Source organism: Curtobacterium sp. Leaf261 (genome assembly GCF_001422205.1).
In the GTDB taxonomy this organism is placed as follows: Bacteria; Actinomycetota; Actinomycetes; order Actinomycetales; family Microbacteriaceae; genus Curtobacterium.
The window spans coordinates 56,033-77,911 of record NZ_LMMJ01000008.1 but is presented as its reverse complement, the minus strand read 5'-3'; the positions used below and the strand labels follow the sequence as shown (position 1 = coordinate 77,911).

Genomic DNA, 21,879 nt, shown 5'->3' with positions numbered 1-21,879 from the left:
GTCTCCGGGTCGAGCCGATGCGCGCGAGGGCCGCCGACCGCTACCGTCCGGAGGGTGCGCGAGCCGCACGTGCTCCTCTCCCTCGACCACCTCGGAACGGACGTCCCCTCATGGCCTTCGCACTGCACCGCTGGACCCGTGAGACCCTGCTGGCCCGACTCGAGGCGAGCGACGCGATCGACGACGCGGCCGAGGTCGACGTCGCCACCGCCGCACGTGATCGCCTGCGACTGCTCGGCATCGGCGACCGGCTCGAGGCACATGCGCTCACCGACGACGAGGCGATCGCGGCGTTCCACAGCCTGCGCGACGAGGCCCACGCGGTCGTGCCGGAGCAGGTCCGCGCCGACTGAGCGCGCAGCCCGAGCGCGCAGCCTGAGCGCACAGCCCGAGCGCGCAGCCTGCGACCTGCGCCGTCCGCCGGTGGCAGGCTGAGCGGCATGGACTCGCACGCCCTCTCCTTCGGCGCCGTCGCGGACGCCTACGAACGCGGACGCCCCGGGTACCCGGTCGCGGCGGCCGAGTGGCTCCTCCCCGAGCACGCCTCGAGGGTGGTCGACCTCGGCGCCGGCACCGGCAAGTTCACGAGGGTCGTCGCGCCGCTCGTCGCGAGGACCCCCGGCGCCGAGACGATCGCCGTCGAGCCGGACCCAGCGATGCGTGCGCAGCTCGAGGACCGCGTCCCCGGAGTACGGGTCCTCGACGGTTCGGGCGAGCACGTCCCGCTGCCGGACGCCTCGGTCGACGCCGTCGTCGCCGCGCAGGCATGGCACTGGGTCGACCCGGTCGTCGCCTCCCGCGAGGTCGCCCGTGTCCTGCGCCCCGGTGGCGTCCTCGGGCTCGTCTGGAACATCCGCGACGACCGTGTGCCGTGGGTCCGGGAGCTCTCCGAGATCATGGCGCAGCCCGAGGAGCACGCGATCGAGGCCGTGCACCCCACCGTCGCCGAGCCGTTCGACGCCGCGGCGATCGAGACCGCCGACTTCCGCTGGGTGCACGAGCAGGACCGGAACGCGTTCGTCGACATGGTCGCGTCCCGCAGTTACATCAGCACGCTCGGCCGGGAGGCCCGTGGCCGCGTCCTCGACGCCGTCCGCCACCTGCTCGACACCGATCCGGCACTCGCGGGGCGTACCACGGTGCCGGTGCCGTACACCGCGCACTGCTTCCGGATGACGCTCCCCAGCCTGCGCTGAGGAGCGCAGGGGTCACGCGTCCGGATCGACGGCGGCGAGCACCGCGCGGTAGGTCCGGGGGTCGCTCAGGATCCGGAAGTGCCCGCCGACCGCGAGCCGGACGTTCTGCGCACCCTCGAGTTCGCTCCCCTCCGGGATCAGCGAGTCGAACACGCCGAACACCGACGTGATCCTGCTGTTCGCCCCGACGTCGGCCCCGAGCTCAGCGAGGGTGGGGTCCGCCGCCGAGAACGCCCGGAGCGCCGGCGTCGGGGCGTACCGCGCGTAGGTGCTCCCGCCGAAGGGCGTCGCCACGGCCACCATCCGGTCGATCCGCTCGTCGGGGTCGTCCTGCGTCATGGCGTACTTGCCGATCAGGCCGCCCTTGCTGTGCGCGAGGATCAGCACGTCCTCGAGTCCCTCGTCGACCAGGTGTCGCATCACGAGCGCCGCGCTGTCCCGCACCGGGAGCAGGTTGTGGTGCAGCGCGGTGACGACGAACACCGGATGACCCCGATCGTGCAGGGCGTCCATCAGGGGCCGCATGAAGTGCCAGGTCTCGTAGATGCCGGGCAGCACCACGATCGGCTGTCGGTCGCCCGAGCGGTAGTCGTCGGCACCCGTCGGCCCGAGGCTCCGGACCTGCCAGACCCCGGCGTAGAGCCAGTCGCGGACCCACCACCCGGCGACCCGGAGCCGCCATCCGATGCCGTGTCCCCGAGCCGCCTCGGTCGCGGAGTTGTCGCGTCGCGCCGACGGGGACCCGGTCACCGCAGCCGTCCGACGGACTGCACCCGGAGGAACTCGTCGACGATCGCGGCGACCGGTCGGGGCTGGTGCTCCTGCACGTGGTGCGGGCCCGGCAGCTCGACGAGTGCACCCTCGCCCGCGACACCGGCGAGCCGCCGCCCCCAGTCGTGGTCGGCGATCGGGTCGTACCCGCCTCGGAGCACGAGCACCGGGACGGTCAGGCCCGCGACGACCCGGAACATCGGGTACCGCAGCATCGCCGGGAGGACCGCCAGGTACTGCGGCAGACTCCTCGCGTAGTCGCTGAGGAGCACCCAGTTCATCCGCACGCCCTCGCCCGGGCCGTCCGCGAGGAGCGAGAGCGCCTGCTGCCAGAGCCGTGGACGGTGGTCGTCGATGACGGGTCCGACGAGCACGACCGACGTGACGAACCCGGGGTCCTGCCGGGCCATCTCGGCCGCGACCTGCGATCCCATCGACTGTCCGAGTGCGACGCACTCCTCGATCTCGACCTCGCGGAGCGCCGCGAGCACGATCCGCGCGAACCCGTCGATGCCGACGGCGCCGACCGGTGGGAGCCCGCCGAAACCGGGGAGGTCGACCGCGACCGTCCGATACGTCCGCGAGAGCACCCGCTGCAACCGGATGAAGGACCGGTGCGACATCCCGATGCCGTGCACGAGGGCGATCGTCGGCGTGAGGGTGTCCCTGGAGCGGCCGGCCGGTGCCATCGTCCGGAGGCGCACGGTGGCCCCGTCGATCTCCACGGTCTCGACGAGGGGGCGCATGCGCTCGACGATACGCGCGGCACCACCGGGCCTGGTGCACGGCCGCCGGCAACGGTACCGTCGCCGCATGCGCAAGGTCACCGCGGGTCTCTTCAGCTCCGTCGACGGGGTCGTCTCCGAGCCGTACCGGTTCCAGTACGACAGCTTCGACGACGAGCTCGGTGCGGGCATGACCGCCCTGATGCAGTCCACGACGACCGGCATCCTGGGGCGGACCTCGTACGAGGAGTGGGCCGGGTACTGGCCGGACAGCGCCCCTGAGTCGGACGACCCGTTCGCGGCGTTCATCAACCCGCTGCAGAAGTTCGTCGTGTCGCACACGCTGACGGCGCCCCTCGCGTGGGAGAACTCCACGCTCGTCGACGGCGATCTCGAGACCTTCGTCCGGGACCTCAAGCGGGGCGACGGTGACGGCGACATCAGTGTGTTCGGCAGCATCTCGGTGGTCCGCCAGCTGCTCTTCGCGGGACTGCTCGACGAACTCCTGCTCATGGTCCACCCCGCGATCGCCGGCGCGGGGCAACGGCTCTTCGCGGCGGACGACCCGGCGACCCGGCTCGAACTCGTCCGGGGTGCGACGACGAGCAGGGGGAACGCGCTCCTGACGTACCGGCCCCGCCCGACGGACTGACCGCCGCCGCCGCCGGACTGACCGGCGCCGGCCGACGGACGAACGGACTCCGCCCACCGGACCGGCGCCGCGTTCGGCACCACGCGACGGACGGGAGGCACGGTGCGGGCCGGTCCCGCGCCTCCCGTCCGGTCTGTGGCACGATGACGGCAGCACAGGGAGGTGCGAACCGGCATGAGGGGGACGTTCTGGACGCGCAGCGTCCGTCGGCGACCGGCCGCGTTCGCGTGCCTGGTCGCGCTGTCCGCGATCGCGATGATCGTGTCGGTGCTCGCGCCGATGCTCTTCCGGGCCGTGCAGCAGGTCACCCTCGCCGAGGCGGTGCAGAACGCCGGACCGGACGGCACGGCACTCGTCGCCCAGGCCTCGACGCAGGCGGCGCAGAGCGCAGAGGGTCTCGGGGCGGCACTCGCGGTGAGCTCCGCCGTCTCGAACCACCTCTGGCAGCGGCCGGTGACCCTCACCGAGTCGGACACCCCGTACGGCTGGGACGTCACGGGCAGGGCGGGCCGGGCGCGCCAGGCCTCCATCGTCGCAGCGGACAGCTCCTGCGGCGGCGCGACCCTCGTGACCGGTCGGTGCGTCACCGACGGCTCGGGGATCGTCGTCCCGCAGAGCACTGCGCGCGCGAACGGGATCCGGGTGGGTGACGTGGTCGACCTCACCGACCTGGTCCCCGAGGCCCCGAGCACCGCCTTCACCGTGACCGGCATCTACCGCGACTCCGGCCGGACCGGGAACCTCCTCGCCGGACCCGGCCGTCGCTTCGGTGCGGGCGGCGGCGGCTCGTCGGACTTCGTGGTGTCGCTCGAGGGTTTCGACAGCATCGTCGCCGACGGCACGTCCTACTCGATCCGGTACCTCCGGCACCCACCGACGCTCGGTGAGATCCCCGAGATCCGCAGCGACATCCGGGCCGCGCGGGCGTCGACACTGACGAGCGACGGTGCGTCGGCATCGGCCAGGTTCACGTCCGGCATCACCGGGGTGCTCGACCGGATCGGGCCGCAGCACGACGCCGCCGGGGTCATCCTCGCGGTCACGGCGGTCCAGGCACTCGGGCTCGCCTGGTTCGCGGAGGGGCTCGTCATCCAGCGGATCGGCCGCGTCCGGGCGACGGAGTGGGGGCTCGGTCGGCTCCGCGGACTCCCCCGCCGGCGGTGGCTCGGCGCGGTGTTCCTGGAACCCGGCGTGGCCGTCGTGATCGGCGCCGTGGTCGGGTTCGGCGTCGGTGTCGCTGCCTCGGCCGTCGCGGCGCGGACCGTCCTCGGTGGGACGGCGTCGGTCGAGCCGTGGCAGCCGCTGGTGCTCGCGGCGGCCGGACTGAGCCTCGTGGGGTCCCTCGTCGCCCTCGTCGCGGCGAGTGTCCGGTCGGCGAGGCTCCCGCTCGTCGACCTGCTCCGGGCGACCGCCGAACCGCGGCTGCTGTCGCGGACCGCCGTCGTGGTGCAGGCGGGTGCGGTGCTCGTGACCGTGACGGTGCTCGCCTCGCTCGTGACCGTGCAGGAGGTCACCGGGCCGGGAGTCGCGCTCCTCGCCCCGAGCCTCGTGGCGGTCCTCATCGGCATCGTGGGGCTCCGGGTCGCAGTGCTCGTCATCCGCCGCCGGACGAAGCGTCCCCCGCGGAGCCTCGGCGGCGTGCTCATCGGGCGACAGCTCGGTCGCTCCCCCTCGGTCCTCTCGGCGGCCGTCATGGTGACGGTCGGCGTCGCGATCGCGGTGTACGCGAGCCAGACGGCGGTCGTCGGGACGCGCCTGCAGGACGACCGCACGGCGGCGACCCTCGGAGCGGCCACGGTCCTCGACGTGTCGGTGCCCGGAGACGTCACGCTCCTCGACGCGGTCCGCCGGGCCGATCCCGACGGCCGCACCGCGATGGCCGCGGAGGTGCTGACCAGCGGCACCGGCGTCGGCCGGCTCGTCGCGGTGGACACGGCGCGTCTCGGAGCGGTCAGCAGCTGGGACACGGCCTGGAGCGGTCGGTCCGCTTCCGAGCTCACGACGCTGCTCGACCCCGCTGCGTCGGAGTCCCTGACGCTCAGGGGCTCCGAGCTCCGCCTGACGCTCGCCGACGTCCGGAGCGCCTCGATCAGCACCGACCAGAGCGCGGTCGCCCTGCAGGTGGTCGTGCAGAACGGGTCGGGGTGGCAGTACCTCGACTTCGGCTCCCCGCGGGACGGCACCCTGACGGAGCCGATCCGTTGCGCCGACGGCTGCCGCCTGGTGTCGATCGGCATCACGAGCACCGACCAGTACGAGCCGCCGTACAGCTCGGCGTTCACGCTGACCGGGATCGCGACCGACCGGCTCGACCGCGGCTCGACGGCATCCTGGCTTGCACCGTCACGCTGGCGGAACCGGATCGGCGACAGCACCGACTCACAGCAGCGCACCCGGTCCTCGCTCTCGCGGGCGGACACGGCCGGTGCGCGGGGACTCGCCGTCTCGCTCACGGACAGCTCCGGCTCGCACGTCGCGAGCATCGCCCCGAGGGACGCGCCCGAACCGATCCCGGCGCTCCTCGGCCGGAGCACCGGGACGGCGCCGTTCCCCGGGATCAGGGACGCGGTGAGCGGGGTCGGTCCGGACCAGAGCCCGCGGATCCTCCGTGTGGTCGGGCACACCGACGCGGTCCCCCGGGTGCTCGGCGACGGCGCGATGATCGACCTCGGCGTGGCGGACCGTGTCACCGACCCGGCTGCGAGCCTCGCCCAGCACGAGGTGTGGCTCGCCCCGGGCTCGCACCCGGACGTCCTGGCGAAGCTGCGGGCGGATGGCATCCGGGTGACGGCGACGCACACCCTGGCGGATGCGGAACGCCGGGCCGACCGTGCTGCGCCGACGCTCGGCTCGGTGCTCGGCCTGCCGATCGCGGCCGGTGCGCTCGGGCTGACGCTCCTCGCCCTCGTCGCCGTCCGCGTGATCGGTGCCGACGGCCGCCGTCGGGACTGGGTCTCACTCCGGAGTGCCGGTCTCAGCGCCGCGCGACTGCGCCGTGTGCTGACGCTCGACGCCCTCCTGCCGACGGGCATCGGCGCGCTGCTCGGCGTCGCGGCGGGCGTCGCGGCGTTCGCGGTGACGATCGCCCGGCTGCCGCTGCTGTCCGGCGAGAGCGGCAGCCCGCCGCCCGACCTCGCGCCGGGTGTGCTGCCGATCGTCGCGCTGGTCGTCGGCGAGCTCGCGCTCCTCGCGACCATCGCGGTCGTCGGCGCACGACTGGAACTCCGGGACGCGACGCACCGGACGGGAGGCACGCCATGACCACCACGGACACCCGCCGTTCCCGACGTGGCCGGCCACCGACCGCGGTCGCGTCCGACGCGTCGACCGCGGTGCCGACCGTGCCACCGGCGGCGGAGGACCGCATCGCGTTCCGCGCCGCGGGGCTGGTGCACGTCTACCGCGAGGCGGGGACCGACGTCGCCGCGCTCCGCGGGGTGGACCTGACGGTCGCTGCCGGGGCCCGGATCGCACTCCTCGGCCCCTCCGGCTCCGGCAAGTCGACGCTCCTGACGATCGCCGCCGGCATCATGCGTCCGAGTGCCGGTCGGGTGTCGGTGTTCGGCACGGACCTCGGGTCGGCCTCGGAGCGCGACCTCCGTCGGCTCCGCGGCGGCACCCTCGGCCTCATGCTGCAGGGGGCGTCGGTGAACCTGCTGCTGCACGAGACGGCCATCGGCAACGTCACCTGGGCGACCCGCGGCACGGCGAACAGCAGCACGCGCATCGGCCGACACGTGCTCCGGGCCGGGGGGATCGCCGACGACGGACGCCTGGTGTCGGCGATGTCGCCGTCGGAGCAGCAGACCGTCGCGCTCGCGGTGGCGATGGCGCCCCGTCCGCGGTTGCTCCTCGCGGACGAGCCGACCAGCCAGCTCGACGACGAGGCCAGGGACCGGCTCCTCGACGTCCTCGTCGAGACCGCGGAGGCGCAGGGCACGGCGGTGCTGGTCGTGACGCACGACGAGCAGGTCGCGGCGCGGATGCAGCGGATGATCCACCTGCGCGACGGTCGGATCGGCGAGGAGGCCACCGACCGCGGACGATACGCGGTGGTCGGCACCGACGGGTCGATCCAGATCCCGGAGGCCCTCCGCGCCGCGTGGCCCGCGGGGTCGCTCGTCACGGTGGAGCAGGGCGACGGGGACACGCTCCGGATCGTCCGTGCAGACGGGGAGGACTCGTGAACGACGGGCTCGAGCTCGACGACCTGGTCGTGCGGATCGGCGGCCGCGTGGTGCTCGACGGGCTCAGTCGGACGGTGCCGCCGGGGACCGCGATCGCGATCACCGGGCCGGCCGGGAGCGGGACGTCGAGCGTGCTCCGGGCGATCGTCGAGGGAGTCGGCGGCGGCGGCGGCGCCGCCGTCGGCGGTGTCGGCGGCGGCGGGCCCGCGGGCGGGGCGGACGGCATCGCGCAGTCCGGTCTCGCCTGGGCGGGGCGCGTCCTGCTCGACGGCCGTGCCGCCGCGCCGCGCGATGTCGGGGTCGTCACGCAGGGGCACGAGCTCATCGGCGGACTGAGTGCCGCCGAGAACGTCGCCGTCCGCGCCCTCGGGACCATGGACGACTCCGCGGAGGTCGGTCCCGCACGACGCTGGGGCCTCCCCACCCGACGCTGGGGCCTCCCCACCCGACGCTCCGGCGGCGCCCCGACACGACGCTCCGCCCGTCTCGCCGAGGAGGACTGGACGGCGATCGAGGTGCTGCTCGGGTCGCTCGGTCTGCCGGAGTCGAGCTGGCACAACCTCGTCGAGCAGCTCTCCGGCGGGCAGCAGCAGCGGGTCGCCGTCGCCCGAGCGCTCGTGGGCACACCACGGCTCGTCTGCCTCGACGACCCGACGAGCGAGCTCGACGCCGCGAGCCGGGACGTCGTGTGGGACGCGCTCGCCGCCGCGATGGCCGGCGGCGCGGTGGTCGTGCTGGCGGCCCCGGACCCCGTGCTCGTCGAACGGTGTGACCAGGTCGTCGCGATCGCCACACGCCGCGGGACGGCCGGGTGACGGACGGCGCGGTCAGTCCCGCAGCAGGAACCGGGTCAGGAGCCCCCGGGCCTCGTGCGACCGCGGCACCGCGCCGTGGCCGAGGCGCGGGAGGACGTGGAGCTCACTCCCCGGGATGAGGGCCGCCGTCGCGGGGAACAGCTCCGCGTCGTAGAAGCGGTCGCGTTCGCCACCCAGGATCAGCGTCGGGGCCGCGATCACCCGCTCGACCGACCCGAGGTCGAACCCGTCCTCCGCCTCGAGCGTCGTGGCGAGGTCAGCCGCCGTCTGCGGGCCGCGGATCACCAACGGCGCAGCGACCCACCCGACACCGGTCAGCACGCTCCGGAACACCGCCGGGGCCGAGCCCGCCGTCGCGATCCCGCCCGCCGCCCGGATCCGGCCGGCCCGGAGCGCTGCGGCGACATCGGCCTGCACACGCCGCCCGTGGGGACCAAGACGGCACGCGGTGCTCACGAGGGCGAGGCGACGCACCAGGTGCGGGTGGTCCGCGGCGAACTGCTGGGCGATGCTCCCGCCCGTCGACGTCCCCACGAGGTCGAACGGTTCGCCGAGCACCCGGTCGAGCGTGTCGGCGTACTCGGCGGCGACGTCCCGGATGGTCGTCCCCGTCGCGAGCCCTGGCCACCGGTTCAGGACCACGAGCCGGCGCTGCGGGGCGACCGCGTGCAGCGGGGCGAGCGCGTCACGGACGAGCACGGCGCTCCCGACACCGGTCGACGGCCAGATCCCGGGCAGCACGACGACGGGTCGTCCGGTCCCGGTCGAGGCGAACGGGACCGTCACCGCTGCAGGCCGCTCAGACATCCGCCCACTCCACTCCCGACGGGCATGAGGATGCTGGGGAGCGTCGCGGATCGGCCATTCCGCTCCGACACCGACGGCCCCGCCGCATCCGTGACAGGGTTGGCGTCGTGACCACCGACCGCTCACCCGTGTCGCTCGGCGCCCCGCGCCTCGCGCTGTTCGCCACGTCGACGATGACGGGGTTCGGGATCGGCTCCTGGGTGACGCGGACCCCGGCGGTCCGGACGGACCTCGGTGCGTCGATCGAGACCATGGGGATCGTGCTGCTCGGGCTCTCGATCGGGTCGATGCTCGGGATCCTCGGGGCGGGCGCACTCATCCGCCGGGTCGGGACCCGGCCGCTGATCCTCCTCGGGGGTGCGCTGCCGGTCATCGGGATGCTGCTCGTCGGCCTCCTCGCCCCGGCCGCGCTGACACCGGGGGTGGCCGCAGGCCTGTTCCTCGTCGGGTTCGGGTCCGGCATGGCGGAGATCGGCCTCAACGTCGAGGCCGCCGCGCTCGAACGGGTGCTCGAACGGCCGGTCATCCCGACGCTGCACGCCTGCTTCAGCCTCGGAAGCGTCCTCGGCGGCGGGGTGGGCATCCTCGCGTCCGCGGCCCGGGTGCCCGTCGGGGTCCACCTGCCGATCGCCGCCGCCGTGATGGCCGCGCTCGCGATCACTGCGGCGCTGTTCCTCCGCCCCCTCCCCCGCGAGCAGGAGCCGGAACCGACGCGGACGGTGGCCGGCACCCGCACCCGGTCCGTGCTGACGCTCCAGGTCGCGCTCATCGCCGTCATCGTGCTCGCGATGGCGTTCGCGGAGGGTTCGGCGAGCGACTGGCTCCCGCTCCTCATGACGACGAGCCACGACGCACCGGAGGTCGTCGGCTCCCTCGTCTTCACCGGCTTCTCGCTCGCGATGCTCGTCGGTCGGTCCGCGGGGTCGCCGCTCGTCGCCCGCTTCGGTCGCGCCACGGTGATCCGCGGCTGCGGGATCGTCGGGCTGGTGGGTGTCCTCGGGGTGGCCCTCGCTCCCTCGGCGGCCCTGACGGTCGTGGCCGCGGCCGTCTGGGGACTCGGGATCGCCCTCGGGTTCCCCGTGGCGGTGTCGGCGGCGGGTGACCACCCGACGGACGGGGACCGGCGCGTGTCGATCGTCGCCACGGCGGGGTACTTCGCGTTCCTCGTGGGGCCGCCGTCGCTCGGGTTCCTCGGCGAGCACCTCGGGCTGCAGACGGCGATGTTCGTGCCGGCGGCGCTGCTGCTCGTCGCGCTGCTCGTCGCGAAGGCCACGGCACCGCGGTCGGTCGCGTCCGCCGGATCCGTCGCGGCTCCGGGACCGGCCGCCTGACGGTCTGGAGGCGCGGTGCGGGCCTGCACCGCGCCTCCAGTCCGTCAGTCCGTCAGTTCGTCAGTCGGTGAGCGCGAGCGCGCGGCTGCGGGAGAGCTGGCGGTGCGCGAACCCCGCGATCGCGGCGCCGACGACCGGCGCGACGATGAAGAGCCAGAGCTGGGACAGCGCGATCGGCCCACCGTAGACGGCGGCGGCGATCGAGCGGGCGGGGTTCACCGAGGTGTTGCTGATCGGGATGCTGATGAGGTGGATGAGCGTCAGGGTGAGGCCGATGCCGATCGGGGCGACGGCCTTGTACTCGGGCTTGGCGGTGACGGACAGGATCACGGCGACGAACACGCCGGTGAGGATGACCTCGGTGAGGGCGACACCCACGATGCCGAAGTGTCCGGGTGAGGCGCTGCCCCACCCATTCGACGCGAAGCCGTCGTCCTGCGCAGCGCCCAGGTACCGCCCCGGACCGCTCGCCGCGATGGCCGCGAGCGCACTCGACGCGACGAGGCCGCCGACGATCTGCGCGACCACGTAGCCGGGGACATGCCGCCACTCGGTCCGCCCGGCGAGCGCGAGGCCGACCGTGACGGCGGGGTTGAAGTGCCCGCCGGAGATGTGTCCGACCGCGTAGATGCCGGCCATGACCGTCAGGCCGAACGCCAGGGCGACGCCGAGGAACCCGACGCCGAGGGTGTTCTCGGAGGTCGGGAACGCGGACGCGAAGAGCGCCGTGCCCACACCGCCGAAGACGAGGAGGAACGTCCCGAAGACCTCCGCCAGGAGTCTGGCCGCGGTGGGCCAGGTCTGGGCATCCTGGGCGCGCTGTTCGGCGGTGGATCGGCTGACGGGTCGTTTGCTGCTCATGGTTCGGGTTCCTTCCGGAGGGCGTCGGGGACGCCCTTGAGACAGGTCGAGGAGACGGTCTGTCACACGCGTGGCCGGACTCGCCCCGGACGATGCGGTCCGGACTCGCTCCGCGGCCATCCTCGGGACGCTGGTGAGGTCAGCGCTGCCCGCGGCGGAGCGTCTCGTTCGGCTTCTCGCCGAAGCGCTCCGCGTACGCCATCGCGAACCGGCCGAGGTTCCCGAACCCCCAGGCGCGAGCGAGGTCGGACACCGTGGCGGTGTCGGGCGTGTGCTCGACCAGGTCCCGTCGCACGCGGTCCAGCCGGACGCCCCGGAGGTACTCCGTCGGCGACACCCCGAGGTACCGCTGGAACGCGACCTGCATGGTCCTCGTGTTGAGTCCGACCGCGGTGGCCGCCACCGAGGGACTGATCGGCAGGTGCGCGTTCTCGTGCAGGTGCTCGACCGCTGCCCGAACCCGGGCGAGCCGCACGGTGCGGAACACCTCCGGGACCTGTTCGGTGTGCCACGAGAACGCGGTGAGCACGGCCCGGGCGACGGCGAGGTCCGCGTCCATCCGCATCAGGGGCGGTGCGTCGGGAGTGGAGATCACGGGAGCCGCCGCGGTCAACGCGGAGCGCCAGGCGACGAACGCCGCCGGGGTGGGCTCGACCTCGGTCCGGAACACCACCGGCCGGGCGGAGCCGCCGTGTCGTTCCGTCGCGACGTCCTCGAGGAACGCGCTGTCGACGTGGACGAGGTTCTGGCGGCCGGCCGGCACCCGGAACCGGAACGGGTCGGTGGACGGCAGGACCACCGGCCGACCCGGGACGACCGTCACCTCGGTCGTCCGGTCGGCGGTACCGAGGCCGATGGTCGCAGCACCGTCGCGGAACCACGCCACGAAGTACCCGTCGAGCCGGTCGGTCTCGCCGCGGAGCTCCCGCGCGAGGCCCACTGCGCGGAGGTCGACCCGTGGACCGCCGACGGCCGTGTACCGGAAGTCGAGGCGGCCGTCCGGTGCGGTGCCGTCGAGGCGCACCTCGCCGAAGTGGTCGCGTGCGACGCGGGTGGCCGTCGCGAGATCGCGGCCGGCGATCTCGACACGCTCGGGGACGGCGTCGCCGGTGGCGATGATCGGATCGGGGTCGCCGGACGTCGAGGGAACGGGGCTCCCGGGCTCGTCGGCGCCGGGGCCGTCGGGTCTCGTGGGGTCGTCGGGTCTCGTGGGGTCGTCGGGCACCGTGGGGTCGCCGGACGGCAGCATCGTGCTCATGTGTGTCCTTCGTCCGGTGGTTGGGCCGGTCTCGGGTGCGAGGCGTTCTCGCCACCACGACCATGACGAGTGGGCCTGGTCCCGTGTCACGGATCGTTGTCTGGGAATCCGGTGCGGCCGTCGGGGCGGATGGGGTGGGCAGGTGCCCCAGATGGTGGGGAGAATGGTCTGTCCACTGCACGTCGTACCCCGCCCGACTCGGTTCCGGGCCACCGCTCGGCGACGGGTGCCCCCGGCGTGGTAGGCAGGTCGGAGCCATCGCGGACGAGCGCCGCCACGAACCAGGAGCATGTCATCGTCGAACAGGACCCACTGCTGGAGGCGTCGGACGCGACGCTCGCCTCCAGGGCGGCGGACGGCGACGTCCGCTCGTTCGAGGTCCTCGCACGGCGACACGGTCCGCTGATGCGCGTCTACGCGGCGAAGCTGCTCGGCTCCGACGTGGAGTCCGACGACGTGGTGCAGGAGGCGTTCCTGACCGGGTGGCGCCGCATCGCCGAGCTCGAGAGTCCCAAGTACGTCCGCGGTTGGCTGATGCGGATCGTGACGAACAAGGCGATCGACCGGCTCCGGGTGCGGCGGCACCACGTCGACGTCACCGAGCTGGATCCCCCGGCGCGCAGCGCAGCGTCCCCGGAGCGCGTCGTCGAGGCACGCATGCAGCTCGACGCGGTCTGGTTGGCGCTCGACAAGCTCCCGACCGACCAGCGGCGGTGCTGGCTCCTCCGCGAGACGGCCGGCTACACGTACCAGGAGATCGCAGACACGCTGCAGATCCCCGTCTCCACCGTGCGGGGTCTCCTCGCGCGGGCCCGCAGTTTCGTGCTCCACGAGATGGAGGCATGGCGATGACGACCGACGACCTGACGCCCCCCGACGACCCGACGCCAGGTGACCCCCTGACGCCCGGTGACCACCTGACGCCGTCCGACGAGCTCGCTCCGACCGACGAGCTCGACGGTCACACGATGGAGGAGCTCGGCGACTACCTCGACCGCGGACGGACGCCGTACGACTCGTCGATCGAGCACTCGGCGGCATGCCGACTCGCGCTGACGAACCTCACCCGGCTCCGCGAGCTCACCCACGCCGCGTTCGATCGCGAGGCGCAGGGCGACGCGGCCCGCGACGAGGTGTGGATCAGCGGGCTCCTCGACTCGATCAAGTCGGAGCTCCGATCCGGCCGCGACGTGCCGATCACGCACCCCGATCCGACGCTGCGACTCTCCCTCACCGAGGCTGCGGTCCGCGGGATGGTCCGACGTGCCGGGGACACCATGGGCGGTGTCGTCATGGGGCGGTGCGTGCTGGACGGCGACGTGACGATCCCGGGTGCCCCGATCCGGGTCGACGTCACCGCGAGCCTGGAGTTCGGCATCCCGATCGAGGACGCGGCGGAGCGACTGCGGCACCGGATCACGGCCGTGCTCGCCGAGCACACCGAGCTGGTGGTCGCGGCGGTCGACGTCACGATCGACGACGTGTTCCCGCCCGAGGGGGGACGACCGTGACCGACGACACCGCGCTGTCCCAGCACCTCACCGCTGCGATCCGCGACGTCGAGGGGGTGTCCGGCGTGTTCCCGGCGCAGCCGATCATTGAGGCTGCGGCCGACGCGATCGCGGTCCGACTGGCGCTGCGCATGCCCGACGTCCTCGTCGACATCGATCGCGTGGACGGGTTCACGACCGTCACTGCGCACATCGCCACGGTGTCCTCGGTCCCCGCGCCCGAGACGCTCCGCCGGGTCGGGGAACTGATCCGGACGCACGTGCACGAAGCGGGAGCTGCCGAGGGGGAGCTCGCGGTGAACGTGAAGGTGCGGCTCGTCGAGGACGGGCCGGAGCCGACCTCGCGCTAGCCCTAGTCGATCGCTCGCGCGTGCGTGCCGGTGTCCTCGGTGCGGTTCTTCGCGGCGGCGATGGTGTCCCTGGGGACCGGCGGCACACCGCGGCTGATCCCGCGGATGCCGACCGCGAGCAGGATCCCTGCGGCGACGAGGAACACCACCAGCGTGATGGCGACCGCAGCCCACGCCGGGACGACGAGCATCAGGAGCGTCACGTCGAGCGCCGCGACGAGTCCGACCGCGACGAGTGCCAGCACCGCACCGGCGGCCGTCAGCACCAGCCCGCGCTTGGCGCCGGCGACCCGCTGCCCGACCTCCCGCTTGGCGGACGCGATCTCGTCGCGCAGGACCCTGAGGAGCGGTGCGATCGCCTTCTGGACGATCCCGGCGGTGAACCCTCCGCCCGTGGAGTCCTCGGTGGCGGTGCGATCACGGTCGGTCATGGTGTTCCCTCCAGCCCGCACCGGAGTGGCGCGCGGTCGGTTCACCGTACCGAGGGCCGTCCGCACGCGCCGTGGTGGGACGGAATCGTGCGCCGCCCGACCGTTCTGCCCTCCGCCGCGGTGGCCCTCGGCAGTGGCGTCAGGAGGACGTACCGCTGCTCCCGGTCCCGGTCCCGGTCCCGGTCCCGGACGACCCAGACCCGGTGCCGGTCCCCGTCCCCGTCCCGGTCCCGGTCCCGGACGAGCCGGAGCCGCTGCCGTTCGGACCGCCGAAGCCACCGCTCCCACCCGTACCCCCGGATCCGCCCGGGAACCCCGTCGGCGCCCCACCCGGGAACTGCCCGTTCGGCACCGTCTGCTGGGTGGAGCCCGACCCACCGCCCAGGGCGTGCCCGATGGCGAAGCCTCCGAACCCGGCTCCGGCGACGATGATCAGCGCACCGACCCCGATGCCCACCGGCAGCTGCCACCTCGGGCGGGGTCCGGTCCGTGCCGTGGTCGTCCACGCACCCCAGGGCTGCTGCTCCGCAGGCGCGCCAGCGGGGTCGGTCCCGTGTGCAGCCGGCTCCACACCGGGTGTCCGTGCCCAGGTCGGCGGCGGCGCCATCGGCTCAGTCGCCCCCGCGGCTCGCGGCGTCTCGGCTCGGGACTCCGCCGCGCGGGGCTCGACGGGCTGGTCGTTCTCGGGGTCGTTCGTGGTGGTCATCTCGGCCTCTCCGCACCGCTCGGTCGTGGTGCAGGACGATCCCAGCCACACCCGATGTGCGTCCGCCATGACGACGCTCGGAGCGCGGGATGGAACACCGAGCAATCCGCCGAACGGACCACCGGGCGCACACGCGCGCGCAAGGTGTGTCAGGGTGGGTGTCGACGACCTGCCCGACGGCGCGCACGGCCCCGTCCGCACCGAGCCCGTGGCGACCCCGCGGCAGCAGCAGACCGTGGTGACCCCGCGGCCGCATCGAGGAACACGCAGGAGAACCCATGCCGCAGGATGCCCGTCCCCACATCGTGATCGTCGGCGGGGGCTTCGCCGGCATCGCCGCGATGAAGGCCCTGCGGAACGCCGACGTCGACGTCACGCTCATCGACCGCCACGTCTACAACATGTTCCAGCCCCTCATGTACCAGGTGGCGACCGGTGGCCTCAACGCCGGGGACGTCACCTACTTCCTGCGGAGCCTCCGTGCCAAGCAGCCGAACGCGAACTTCCGCCACGGCCTGCTCCGCGAGATCGACCCCGCTGCACAGACGGTGGCCCTCAGCGACGGCGAGGAGATCCGTTACGACGCCCTCGTCCTCGCGAACGGCGTCAACACCAGCTACTTCGGCACGAAGGGCGCCTACGAGTACGCCTACTCGATGTACTCGCGCTCGCAGGCCCTCCGCATCCGCGACGAGCTGTTCACCCAGCTCGAGAAGGCGGCCGCGGGGCAGGACACCAGCGAGGTCCGGGTCGTCATCGTCGGCGGCGGCGCGACCGGTGTGGAGATGGCCGGCTCGATGGCCGAGCTCCGCGACCAGGCCCTCAAGGACGCCTACCCGGAGATCGACGCGTCGAGCATCTCGATCACACTCGTGCACCGCAGCGGGGAGCTCCTCAAGCCGTTCGCGCCCCGGCTCCGTCGCTACGCCGCCAAGGTCCTGCGGCACCGCGGTGTCGTCCTCCGCCTGAACACCGGCGTCGAGGAGGTCACCCCCGACGGTGTCATCGCCGCGGGCGGCGAGTTCATCCCCGCCGAGGTCGTCGTCTGGGCGACCGGCGTCGCCGCCCACAAGGAGGTCGCCGACTGGGGCATGCCGCAGGGCCCCGGTGGTCGCGTCCAGGTGAACGACGACCTGACGGTCAAGGGGTTCGACAACATCTACGCGGCCGGCGACATCGCCGCGCAGGACGACGCCCTCGCGCAGCTCGCACAGCCGGCGATCCAGGGTGGCGAGCACATCGGCGAGCAGATCATGCGGACGCTCGCCGGCAAGCCCCGCGAGCGGTTCAAGTACCACGACAAGGGCACCATGGCGACGATCGGCACGAACGCCGCCGTCGCCCAGCTCCGTGGCGGCATCACCATGACCGGCCCGGTCGCCTGGGCGGCGTGGGTCGTCGTGCACATCGCGAGCCTCCTCGGCAACGGCAACCGCCTGTCGACGCTGACGCACTTCTTCGTGCGCTACCTCTGGTTCATGCGCAAGCGTGCCATCCCGATCGTCGGCGACGTCCGCCCGGTCCGCCCGAACGGCGACCGCGAGCCCGAGACGTGGCAGCTGGAGAAGTCGGAGTAGCGCTCCCGCGCTCCATGACGGACTGGAGGGACGGTGCCAGCTGGCACCGTCCCTCCCGTCGTCCGTGTCGCCAGCGCGCTCGCGACCTCCACCGTCTGCGAGAGTGCTCGCTCTCGCGTGCTTGGGTCTGCCATGATCCCTCCATGTCCACGACCCCCGCGACCGATGCCCGGTATGGCGGTGCGCGCCGCCGTTCCGTCTCCGTTCACGGGCCTCGATTGACCGGGTGGACCCTGATGTTCCTGCTCGTGCAGACCGTCGCATCGACGTGGCAGGTGTCAGTGGTCGCGTCCGGTATCGCAGACCGCGCGTTCGAGTTCCAGTCGCACCCCACGTGGTGGCTGGTCGCGATCGACGTCGCAGTGGTGATGATCGGATGGCGGCTGTCCAGACGGGGCGGTCCGTCGGGGCGGTCGGACCCGCAAGCGATCCTGCGGTGGACTGTCGGTGTGATGGTCGTGTTGACGGCGTTGATCGTCATCGCGCTGCCCGTCCAGATGCTCTGGGTGGTGTGGGCGGTCCACCACGGGGTGCTCGACCCGATCACGTTGCCGAACGTCGTGCGGACCGTCCGCGTGTTCTGATCGTCGTCCCACCCCCGCCAGCCGCTCGTCAGGGCGGCGACGACGGCCCGACACGCGTGACGCCCCGCCCGACGACGGATCGCGCAGGTACCGTCGGGGCATGGAGATCGACGAACTGTGCCCCTCCAGACCCGGAGTTTGCTCGGAGAGCCGTCAGCGCCTACCGGTCAGCGCTCCCCACGCACGGGCGAACGCGTTCTCCCGGCGCTGCCAACCGTGGGCGATGAGGACCTGCTTCATCGGGTCGGCGACCCACGAGGACTTGAACGTGAAGTACCCGCCGCCGTCGGGCCAGTTGCGCGAGCTCATCGACGCCTTGTAGACCCCTCCGTCGAGGAGGGTGACGTGCCAACTCCAGGTGGCGTTGCCGAGGAGGGTGATGCCGCCGTCACCGGTCGGCTGCCCGGACAAGTTCACGGACCAGGTGCCGGTGATGCGGTCCCCGTCAGCGGCGACGACGATGGGGTGCTCGCCCTGCCCGGTGAGGGCGATGAGCGCTGCGGTGACGTCGGCTTTCGGCGAGGGCTGCATGGGACCCAGTCTGCCGACCAGCCGACGACGCTGCCCGCGGGTTGAGCGACACGTCCTCGTCGAGGCGGATGACGTCGTCGGTGGGCGCTGAGTCCCGAACGTCGACCTGGGTCGTGCGCCACCCTTCCAACCGCTGCGCAAGTACGCTCCATCCGTGGAGCCAACCCCGGACGACGATGCTGAGCACGCGGCCGGCATTCGGTGGTGGGTCCCCTGGCTCGCAGGTTTCCTCGCGAGTGGGGCATCGGTCGTCGCCCTCAGCACGGTGTTCCCCATCGCCGTCGCTGTCCTCGCCGGATACGGTTCAGCGTTCGGCGCTGCATGGCAGGGCCGCGGGCGAGAACGTCCGCGGGTGACTCGCGGTCATTGGGCTGCGGCCGGGTTCTCGGTCCTCATGTTCACGGGGCTCGGGCTGCTCCTCGGCGCCGCCGGCCTGTCGAGCAACGACGGCCAGCGGGAGAACGCGGCCCTCGGTGCAGTGGTCGGTGGCCTCCTGCTCGCAGTCAGTGGCGGCGCGGTCCTCGCGATGGCCATCGCCGTCCGTCGACGACGCCGTCGACCGACCCGGTCCGAGGAGTAACCGTCACGATCCCGGATCTCCGAATGCACGCAGTGGGAGAGTCGGTCGTTCGGTGGTCGATCGCCTACTGTGCCGCACGAGTGAGAACGTCGTGGACGACGCGGATGTCCTTCGCACCCTGACCGAAGTCGAAGAGCGTGAGTGGCACTGGTGGAGCCGTCCTCACGGAGACATCCGTGCCTCCACCATGCTTCGGCTGGAGTTCGACCGTGACGAGCTCACCCCACGTCGCCCATCCCAGCGACGACATGAGGACGACCGTCCGCTCGGTGACGTAGCGGACGTGGAGTCCTCGTGTCCCAGCGATGGCCGACACCAAGGCCTCTCGCGCCGCGCCCGGATCGACGGAGACAGCGAACGCTGCGGTGGAACGAGACCACCTGGTGCGGATGTCGAGCATGGAGTCATCAAACCGCCTGCGACGCGTGGGCAACAGGACCCCCGGTAGCGCAAGCCGCTGGCGACCGAGTCGCAGTCACACGATCGCGCCTCAGGAGACGGACGGAGGCGGGTCCATAGCCACATCCGGATCGTCGAGGCGCCGGTGTCCCCTGGTCCAACGGGTCGAAGATCTACGAGTGCCCCGCACTCGACTCGATCGACGGCGTCCACCGGGCCCGGAGGACGCCGTCGGGATCCGGCAGGACCGCGGCCGCCAAGGGGCGGTCCTCGTCGACCAGCACCGGCATGACCCTCGCGGCACGGACTCCGGCCAGCGCAGCCGTCACTCCGCGCCGTCGGAACAGGTACCGATCAGTGAGCACCCCCAGCTCATCTTCCGGTACGACGTTCGCCAGTCGGTGCCGGAGCGCCCGGCGGAGCTCCCTGCGGACCATCCGCAGGTCGGTCGACAGATCGGGCCACAGCAGGAGCTGAGACCGCGGCGTCAGACCCGCGCGCACCTGCTCGATCCACTCCGGGGTCAGCCGGTGCCAGCGGGAGGCGTTCTGGACGAAGGCCTCCTCCAGCAGGAGCGGACCACGCGACGAGACGAGCGCCACGACCTCGTCCCAGAACGCGCGGTCCGCCGCACGGGCGGGAGGGTCGTCGGACTCCCACAGGAACGGAGACTCGTCGATGCGCTCGGCGAACAATCCCGACAGCTCGATGAGCGCGATCGCACGATCCGGCGGTGCGCTGCTTGCGAGGTAGAGGTACTGGTCGTAGCCGACGTGGGCGGTGAAGCGGCCGTCCACCTCGAGACGACACCATGCGCCCTGGTCCCGGAGCATCCCCCGCAGCAGCTCCCGCGCGGTGTCCAACGGGACGGATGCGCCGTCGTGGTACCCGGTCAGGTCCCTGGGGAACAGTCCACGGAGGCCGTGCCCGTCGACGTTCGGCTCGAGTCCGAAGTCGATGAAGCCTGCTACGGCGGGCTCGCGGAGGAGGACTCGGTCGACGCCCGCGTCCTCGGCGACGGCGGTGAACGCAGCGAGGTACGCCTCCTCGACCGGGCCATGGTCGCTCTCGGAGTAGCGCTTCCGCACTGACTGATCGACGGGAGGGACTGTGCCAGCTGGCACCGTCTAGTCCGTTGCGATCCAGACCTGACGTGGTGCTCCGTTGAGCACCCGTTCACCAGACGGCAATTCGGAACACCTACGCGCGGAGTCATTGCTGGCGCGGCAGTTGCATCTCTTTTGAGCTTGGTTGTGGCGCAAGGCATCAGCTGGAGCAGCAGCACACGGCAGTCCCGGTATGCGCTCGGACTGTGGGTGGGATACGGGGCCACCGGCGTGGGCCGGAGCGTTGTCCTGCGTCATTGATGCTGCAGCGCCGTTACCCGAGGCATACTCACCCTCGCGCACTGGTGTCCGCCCTGGTCGCTCCATGTCCACGACCGCCGCGACCGATGCGCGGCCTAGCGTTACGTGCTGCCGCCCGTCTCCGTCGATCGGCCCAAGTCGCCCGGGTGGACACTCATGTTCGCGGTCATGCAGGTAGTCACATCGACATCGCAAGGTAACGGCGGCCGGGCACGGCGTCGCGGACCACGAGTTCGACTTTCAGTCGCATCCGACAGCGTGGCTGGTCACCGCTCCTCATCCACCCCGCCAACAAGTTGCTCAGAAGTTCCCATGGGTCCGTAGGGCGGGATCCGCTACTGTCGAGGGCGTCCCATGTTCGCACCACTGAGCAAGGAGAGCCATGGCATCACGCGGTATCGCCGCCGAGAGCCTGTCCGTTGTCGTGCTCGGACAGTTCAATCCAGCGGTCTTTTCGCCACTCTGGTTCTTCGACGAGCTGCTGATCGGCCGCTCCGAGCGAGAGCAGGCTGAGATGGGCGTTGTATCCAACGAAGTCACTTCGTTTCAGATGGGGTGGCTGCGGCTGACGGCCAATACAAGCATGCTGCAACTAAGCACGACCGAGCCGGAAGAGTTTGTGCGACTCCGCGATGCCGTGATTGGAACGCTCCGCGCCCTCACGGGCACTCCGGTCGCAGCTGTCGGAATCAATCACGACGTTCATGTGACCATGGACTCGATCCACTCGTACAACCGCATCGGGCACGTACTCGCACCGAAGTCTCCCTGGGACGGCGTCCTGCAGTCGCCAGGAATGCGCTCGGTGATTCTATGGGGTGCCCGTCCAGACGACCACGTAGGCCGCGTTCAAATTCGCGTTGAGCCCTCGCAGCAGTTTCCCCAGTCCGTCTATATTCAAAACAACGATCACTACCAGTTCACAGCGACCCAAGCGTCAGAGCTAGAAGGATCGTGGCAGATCACAGAGATCGGTCCGCCGTCGAGCCAGCATGTGGAGTCTGTGATCAACGTGTTACAAGCAAATTGGGATGCTTCTCTAGCGCGAGCAACGGTGGCGGAGTCCCGGGTCGTCGAGCTCGGTGGGGAAGAGGCACTGTGAAAACGAGAACGGGCGTTATTACCCCCACCGCATCCGCATCGCAGCAGACATGGCAGCTCGGACAGGAGTCGGAGACTTGGGCATTCAGTGAAGATACGGTCGTACGGGCGGGTGAAACCCAGACTGCGTCCGGATCCG

At 72.1% G+C, this 21,879-nt stretch carries 23 protein-coding genes; 14 read left to right on the top strand and 9 right to left on the bottom strand.

The genetic code is table 11. The features are described from left to right. The first annotated feature begins 110 nt into the window (after positions 1-110). Together ASF23_RS08635 and ASF23_RS08630 are read left to right on the top strand one after the other, a co-directional pair. Positions 111-353: a hypothetical protein gene (locus ASF23_RS08635; RefSeq protein ID WP_055951913.1), complete on the top strand. Its 243-nt coding sequence runs from the start codon at positions 111-113 to the stop codon at positions 351-353. Positions 354-440: 87 nt separating this feature from the next. Next, on the top strand, positions 441-1,196 hold the full coding sequence (locus ASF23_RS08630; RefSeq protein ID WP_055951909.1) for a class I SAM-dependent methyltransferase: 756 nt from the start codon (positions 441-443) through the stop codon (positions 1,194-1,196). 12 nt (positions 1,197-1,208) lie between these two features. On the opposite strand, the gene ASF23_RS08625 is transcribed toward ASF23_RS08630, so the two are convergent. Further along, complete coding sequence (locus ASF23_RS08625) at positions 1,209-1,946, bottom strand: esterase/lipase family protein (RefSeq protein ID WP_235510837.1); 738 nt, start codon at positions 1,944-1,946, stop codon at positions 1,209-1,211. Continuing rightward, positions 1,943-2,713: an alpha/beta fold hydrolase gene (locus tag ASF23_RS08620; RefSeq protein WP_055951904.1), complete on the bottom strand. Its 771-nt coding sequence runs from the start codon at positions 2,711-2,713 to the stop codon at positions 1,943-1,945. The genes ASF23_RS08625 and ASF23_RS08620 overlap by 4 nt, the downstream gene beginning before the upstream one ends. A 67-nt stretch (positions 2,714-2,780) precedes the next feature. On the opposite strand from ASF23_RS08620, the gene ASF23_RS08615 reads away from it, so the two are divergent. The 4 genes from ASF23_RS08615 to ASF23_RS19015 all read left to right on the top strand — a co-directional run bounded on the left by ASF23_RS08615 (position 2,781) and on the right by ASF23_RS19015 (position 8,346). Beyond that, positions 2,781-3,344, top strand: a complete 564-nt coding sequence (locus ASF23_RS08615) for a dihydrofolate reductase family protein (protein ID WP_055951902.1) — start codon at positions 2,781-2,783, stop codon at positions 3,342-3,344. Between the two features lie 174 nt (positions 3,345-3,518). Further along, positions 3,519-6,605, top strand: a complete 3,087-nt coding sequence (locus tag ASF23_RS08610) for an FtsX-like permease family protein (protein WP_055951899.1) — start codon at positions 3,519-3,521, stop codon at positions 6,603-6,605. Continuing rightward, positions 6,602-7,531, top strand: coding sequence for an ABC transporter ATP-binding protein (locus ASF23_RS08605; protein ID WP_055951896.1), 930 nt, complete (start codon positions 6,602-6,604; stop codon positions 7,529-7,531). The genes ASF23_RS08610 and ASF23_RS08605 overlap by 4 nt, the downstream gene beginning before the upstream one ends. Further along, positions 7,528-8,346: an ATP-binding cassette domain-containing protein gene (locus ASF23_RS19015; protein WP_055951894.1), complete on the top strand. Its 819-nt coding sequence runs from the start codon at positions 7,528-7,530 to the stop codon at positions 8,344-8,346. Before ASF23_RS08605 ends, ASF23_RS19015 begins: the two co-directional genes overlap by 4 nt. A gap of 12 nt (positions 8,347-8,358) precedes the next feature. Here the strand turns inward: ASF23_RS19015 and ASF23_RS08595 are convergent, their stop codons facing one another. Next, the gene (locus ASF23_RS08595; protein WP_082473960.1) at positions 8,359-9,153 is read right to left on the bottom strand and encodes an alpha/beta fold hydrolase; all 795 of its coding nucleotides are present in this window, start codon (positions 9,151-9,153) and stop codon (positions 8,359-8,361) included. Between the two features lie 107 nt (positions 9,154-9,260). Here ASF23_RS08595 and ASF23_RS08590 point away from each other — a divergent pair, with 107 nt between their 5' ends. Continuing rightward, positions 9,261-10,484 carry an MFS transporter gene (locus tag ASF23_RS08590; RefSeq protein ID WP_055951888.1) on the top strand — a complete coding sequence of 408 codons (1,224 nt, stop codon included), beginning with the start codon at positions 9,261-9,263 and terminating at the stop codon, positions 10,482-10,484. A 60-nt stretch (positions 10,485-10,544) separates the two neighbouring features. On the opposite strand, the gene aqpZ is transcribed toward ASF23_RS08590, so the two are convergent. Both aqpZ and ASF23_RS08580 read right to left on the bottom strand, forming a co-directional pair. After that, positions 10,545-11,345 carry an aquaporin Z gene (aqpZ, locus tag ASF23_RS08585; protein ID WP_082473959.1) on the bottom strand — a complete coding sequence of 267 codons (801 nt, stop codon included), beginning with the start codon at positions 11,343-11,345 and terminating at the stop codon, positions 10,545-10,547. 139 nt (positions 11,346-11,484) lie between these two features. Beyond that, positions 11,485-12,603: an AraC family transcriptional regulator gene (locus tag ASF23_RS08580; protein WP_055951886.1), complete on the bottom strand. Its 1,119-nt coding sequence runs from the start codon at positions 12,601-12,603 to the stop codon at positions 11,485-11,487. Between the two features lie 237 nt (positions 12,604-12,840). On the opposite strand from ASF23_RS08580, the gene ASF23_RS08575 reads away from it, so the two are divergent. The 3 genes from ASF23_RS08575 to ASF23_RS08565 are packed head-to-tail and all read left to right on the top strand — an operon-like array spanning position 12,841 to position 14,464. Beyond that, positions 12,841-13,455, top strand: coding sequence for an RNA polymerase sigma factor (locus tag ASF23_RS08575; RefSeq protein ID WP_235510836.1), 615 nt, complete (start codon positions 12,841-12,843; stop codon positions 13,453-13,455). Next, positions 13,446-14,114, top strand: coding sequence for an Asp23/Gls24 family envelope stress response protein (locus ASF23_RS08570; protein WP_055951881.1), 669 nt, complete (start codon positions 13,446-13,448; stop codon positions 14,112-14,114). The genes ASF23_RS08575 and ASF23_RS08570 overlap by 10 nt, the downstream gene beginning before the upstream one ends. After that, entirely contained in the window at positions 14,111-14,464 is a 354-nt protein-coding gene (locus ASF23_RS08565; RefSeq protein WP_055951878.1) for a hypothetical protein, read from the top strand. The genes ASF23_RS08570 and ASF23_RS08565 overlap by 4 nt, the downstream gene beginning before the upstream one ends. Before the next feature lie 2 nt (positions 14,465-14,466). Here the strand turns inward: ASF23_RS08565 and ASF23_RS08560 are convergent, their stop codons facing one another. Next, positions 14,467-14,895 (bottom strand): phage holin family protein, encoded by a 429-nt coding sequence (locus tag ASF23_RS08560; RefSeq protein ID WP_055951876.1) that lies wholly within the window; start codon positions 14,893-14,895, stop codon positions 14,467-14,469. Positions 14,896-15,034: 139 nt separating this feature from the next. Next, entirely contained in the window at positions 15,035-15,601 is a 567-nt protein-coding gene (locus ASF23_RS08555; protein WP_156364399.1) for a hypothetical protein, read from the bottom strand. Positions 15,602-15,879: 278 nt separating this feature from the next. Between ASF23_RS08555 and ASF23_RS08550 the strand changes: the two genes are divergently transcribed. After that, the gene (locus tag ASF23_RS08550) at positions 15,880-17,178 is read left to right on the top strand and encodes an NAD(P)/FAD-dependent oxidoreductase (RefSeq protein ID WP_200919331.1); all 1,299 of its coding nucleotides are present in this window, start codon (positions 15,880-15,882) and stop codon (positions 17,176-17,178) included. A gap of 143 nt (positions 17,179-17,321) precedes the next feature. Further along, positions 17,322-17,762, top strand: coding sequence for a hypothetical protein (locus ASF23_RS18295; RefSeq protein ID WP_156364397.1), 441 nt, complete (start codon positions 17,322-17,324; stop codon positions 17,760-17,762). Between the two features lie 153 nt (positions 17,763-17,915). Here ASF23_RS18295 and ASF23_RS08540 read toward each other — a convergent pair whose 3' ends face one another. Next, the gene (locus ASF23_RS08540; RefSeq protein WP_055951867.1) at positions 17,916-18,293 is read right to left on the bottom strand and encodes a hypothetical protein; all 378 of its coding nucleotides are present in this window, start codon (positions 18,291-18,293) and stop codon (positions 17,916-17,918) included. A gap of 154 nt (positions 18,294-18,447) precedes the next feature. Here ASF23_RS08540 and ASF23_RS08535 point away from each other — a divergent pair, with 154 nt between their 5' ends. Continuing rightward, positions 18,448-18,873, top strand: coding sequence for a hypothetical protein (locus ASF23_RS08535; protein ID WP_055951864.1), 426 nt, complete (start codon positions 18,448-18,450; stop codon positions 18,871-18,873). 572 nt (positions 18,874-19,445) lie between these two features. Here the strand turns inward: ASF23_RS08535 and ASF23_RS08525 are convergent. Then, positions 19,446-20,360, bottom strand: coding sequence for a hypothetical protein (locus ASF23_RS08525; RefSeq protein WP_055951858.1), 915 nt, complete (start codon positions 20,358-20,360; stop codon positions 19,446-19,448). Positions 20,361-21,021: 661 nt separating this feature from the next. Between ASF23_RS08525 and ASF23_RS08520 the strand changes: the two genes are divergently transcribed. Further along, a complete protein-coding gene (locus ASF23_RS08520) occupies positions 21,022-21,741 on the top strand; it encodes a hypothetical protein (RefSeq protein WP_055951855.1) in 720 nt (239 codons plus the stop codon). Positions 21,742-21,879: the final 138 nt, after the last annotated feature.

Bases quoted from the DNA above. Each gene is read 5' to 3' on its own strand.
- ASF23_RS08635 (WP_055951913.1), top strand. From the start codon at position 111: ATGGCCTTCGCACTGCACCGCTGGACCCGTGAGACCCTGCTGGCCCGA.
- ASF23_RS08630 (WP_055951909.1), top strand. From the start codon at position 441: ATGGACTCGCACGCCCTCTCCTTCGGCGCCGTCGCGGACGCCTACGAA.
- ASF23_RS08620 (WP_055951904.1), bottom strand. From the start codon at position 2,713: ATGCGCCCCCTCGTCGAGACCGTGGAGATCGACGGGGCCACCGTGCGC.
- ASF23_RS08615 (WP_055951902.1), top strand. From the start codon at position 2,781: ATGCGCAAGGTCACCGCGGGTCTCTTCAGCTCCGTCGACGGGGTCGTC.
- ASF23_RS08610 (WP_055951899.1), top strand. From the start codon at position 3,519: ATGAGGGGGACGTTCTGGACGCGCAGCGTCCGTCGGCGACCGGCCGCG.
- ASF23_RS08605 (WP_055951896.1), top strand. From the start codon at position 6,602: ATGACCACCACGGACACCCGCCGTTCCCGACGTGGCCGGCCACCGACC.
- ASF23_RS08595 (WP_082473960.1), bottom strand. From the start codon at position 9,153: ATGTCTGAGCGGCCTGCAGCGGTGACGGTCCCGTTCGCCTCGACCGGG.
- aqpZ (WP_082473959.1), bottom strand. From the start codon at position 11,345: ATGAGCAGCAAACGACCCGTCAGCCGATCCACCGCCGAACAGCGCGCC.
- ASF23_RS08580 (WP_055951886.1), bottom strand. From the start codon at position 12,603: ATGAGCACGATGCTGCCGTCCGGCGACCCCACGGTGCCCGACGACCCC.
- ASF23_RS08570 (WP_055951881.1), top strand. From the start codon at position 13,446: ATGGCGATGACGACCGACGACCTGACGCCCCCCGACGACCCGACGCCA.
- ASF23_RS08560 (WP_055951876.1), bottom strand. From the start codon at position 14,895: ATGACCGACCGTGATCGCACCGCCACCGAGGACTCCACGGGCGGAGGG.
- ASF23_RS08555 (WP_156364399.1), bottom strand. From the start codon at position 15,601: ATGACCACCACGAACGACCCCGAGAACGACCAGCCCGTCGAGCCCCGC.
- ASF23_RS08550 (WP_200919331.1), top strand. From the start codon at position 15,880: ATGCCGCAGGATGCCCGTCCCCACATCGTGATCGTCGGCGGGGGCTTC.
- ASF23_RS18295 (WP_156364397.1), top strand. From the start codon at position 17,322: ATGTCCACGACCCCCGCGACCGATGCCCGGTATGGCGGTGCGCGCCGC.
- ASF23_RS08540 (WP_055951867.1), bottom strand. From the start codon at position 18,293: ATGCAGCCCTCGCCGAAAGCCGACGTCACCGCAGCGCTCATCGCCCTC.
- ASF23_RS08520 (WP_055951855.1), top strand. From the start codon at position 21,022: ATGGCATCACGCGGTATCGCCGCCGAGAGCCTGTCCGTTGTCGTGCTC.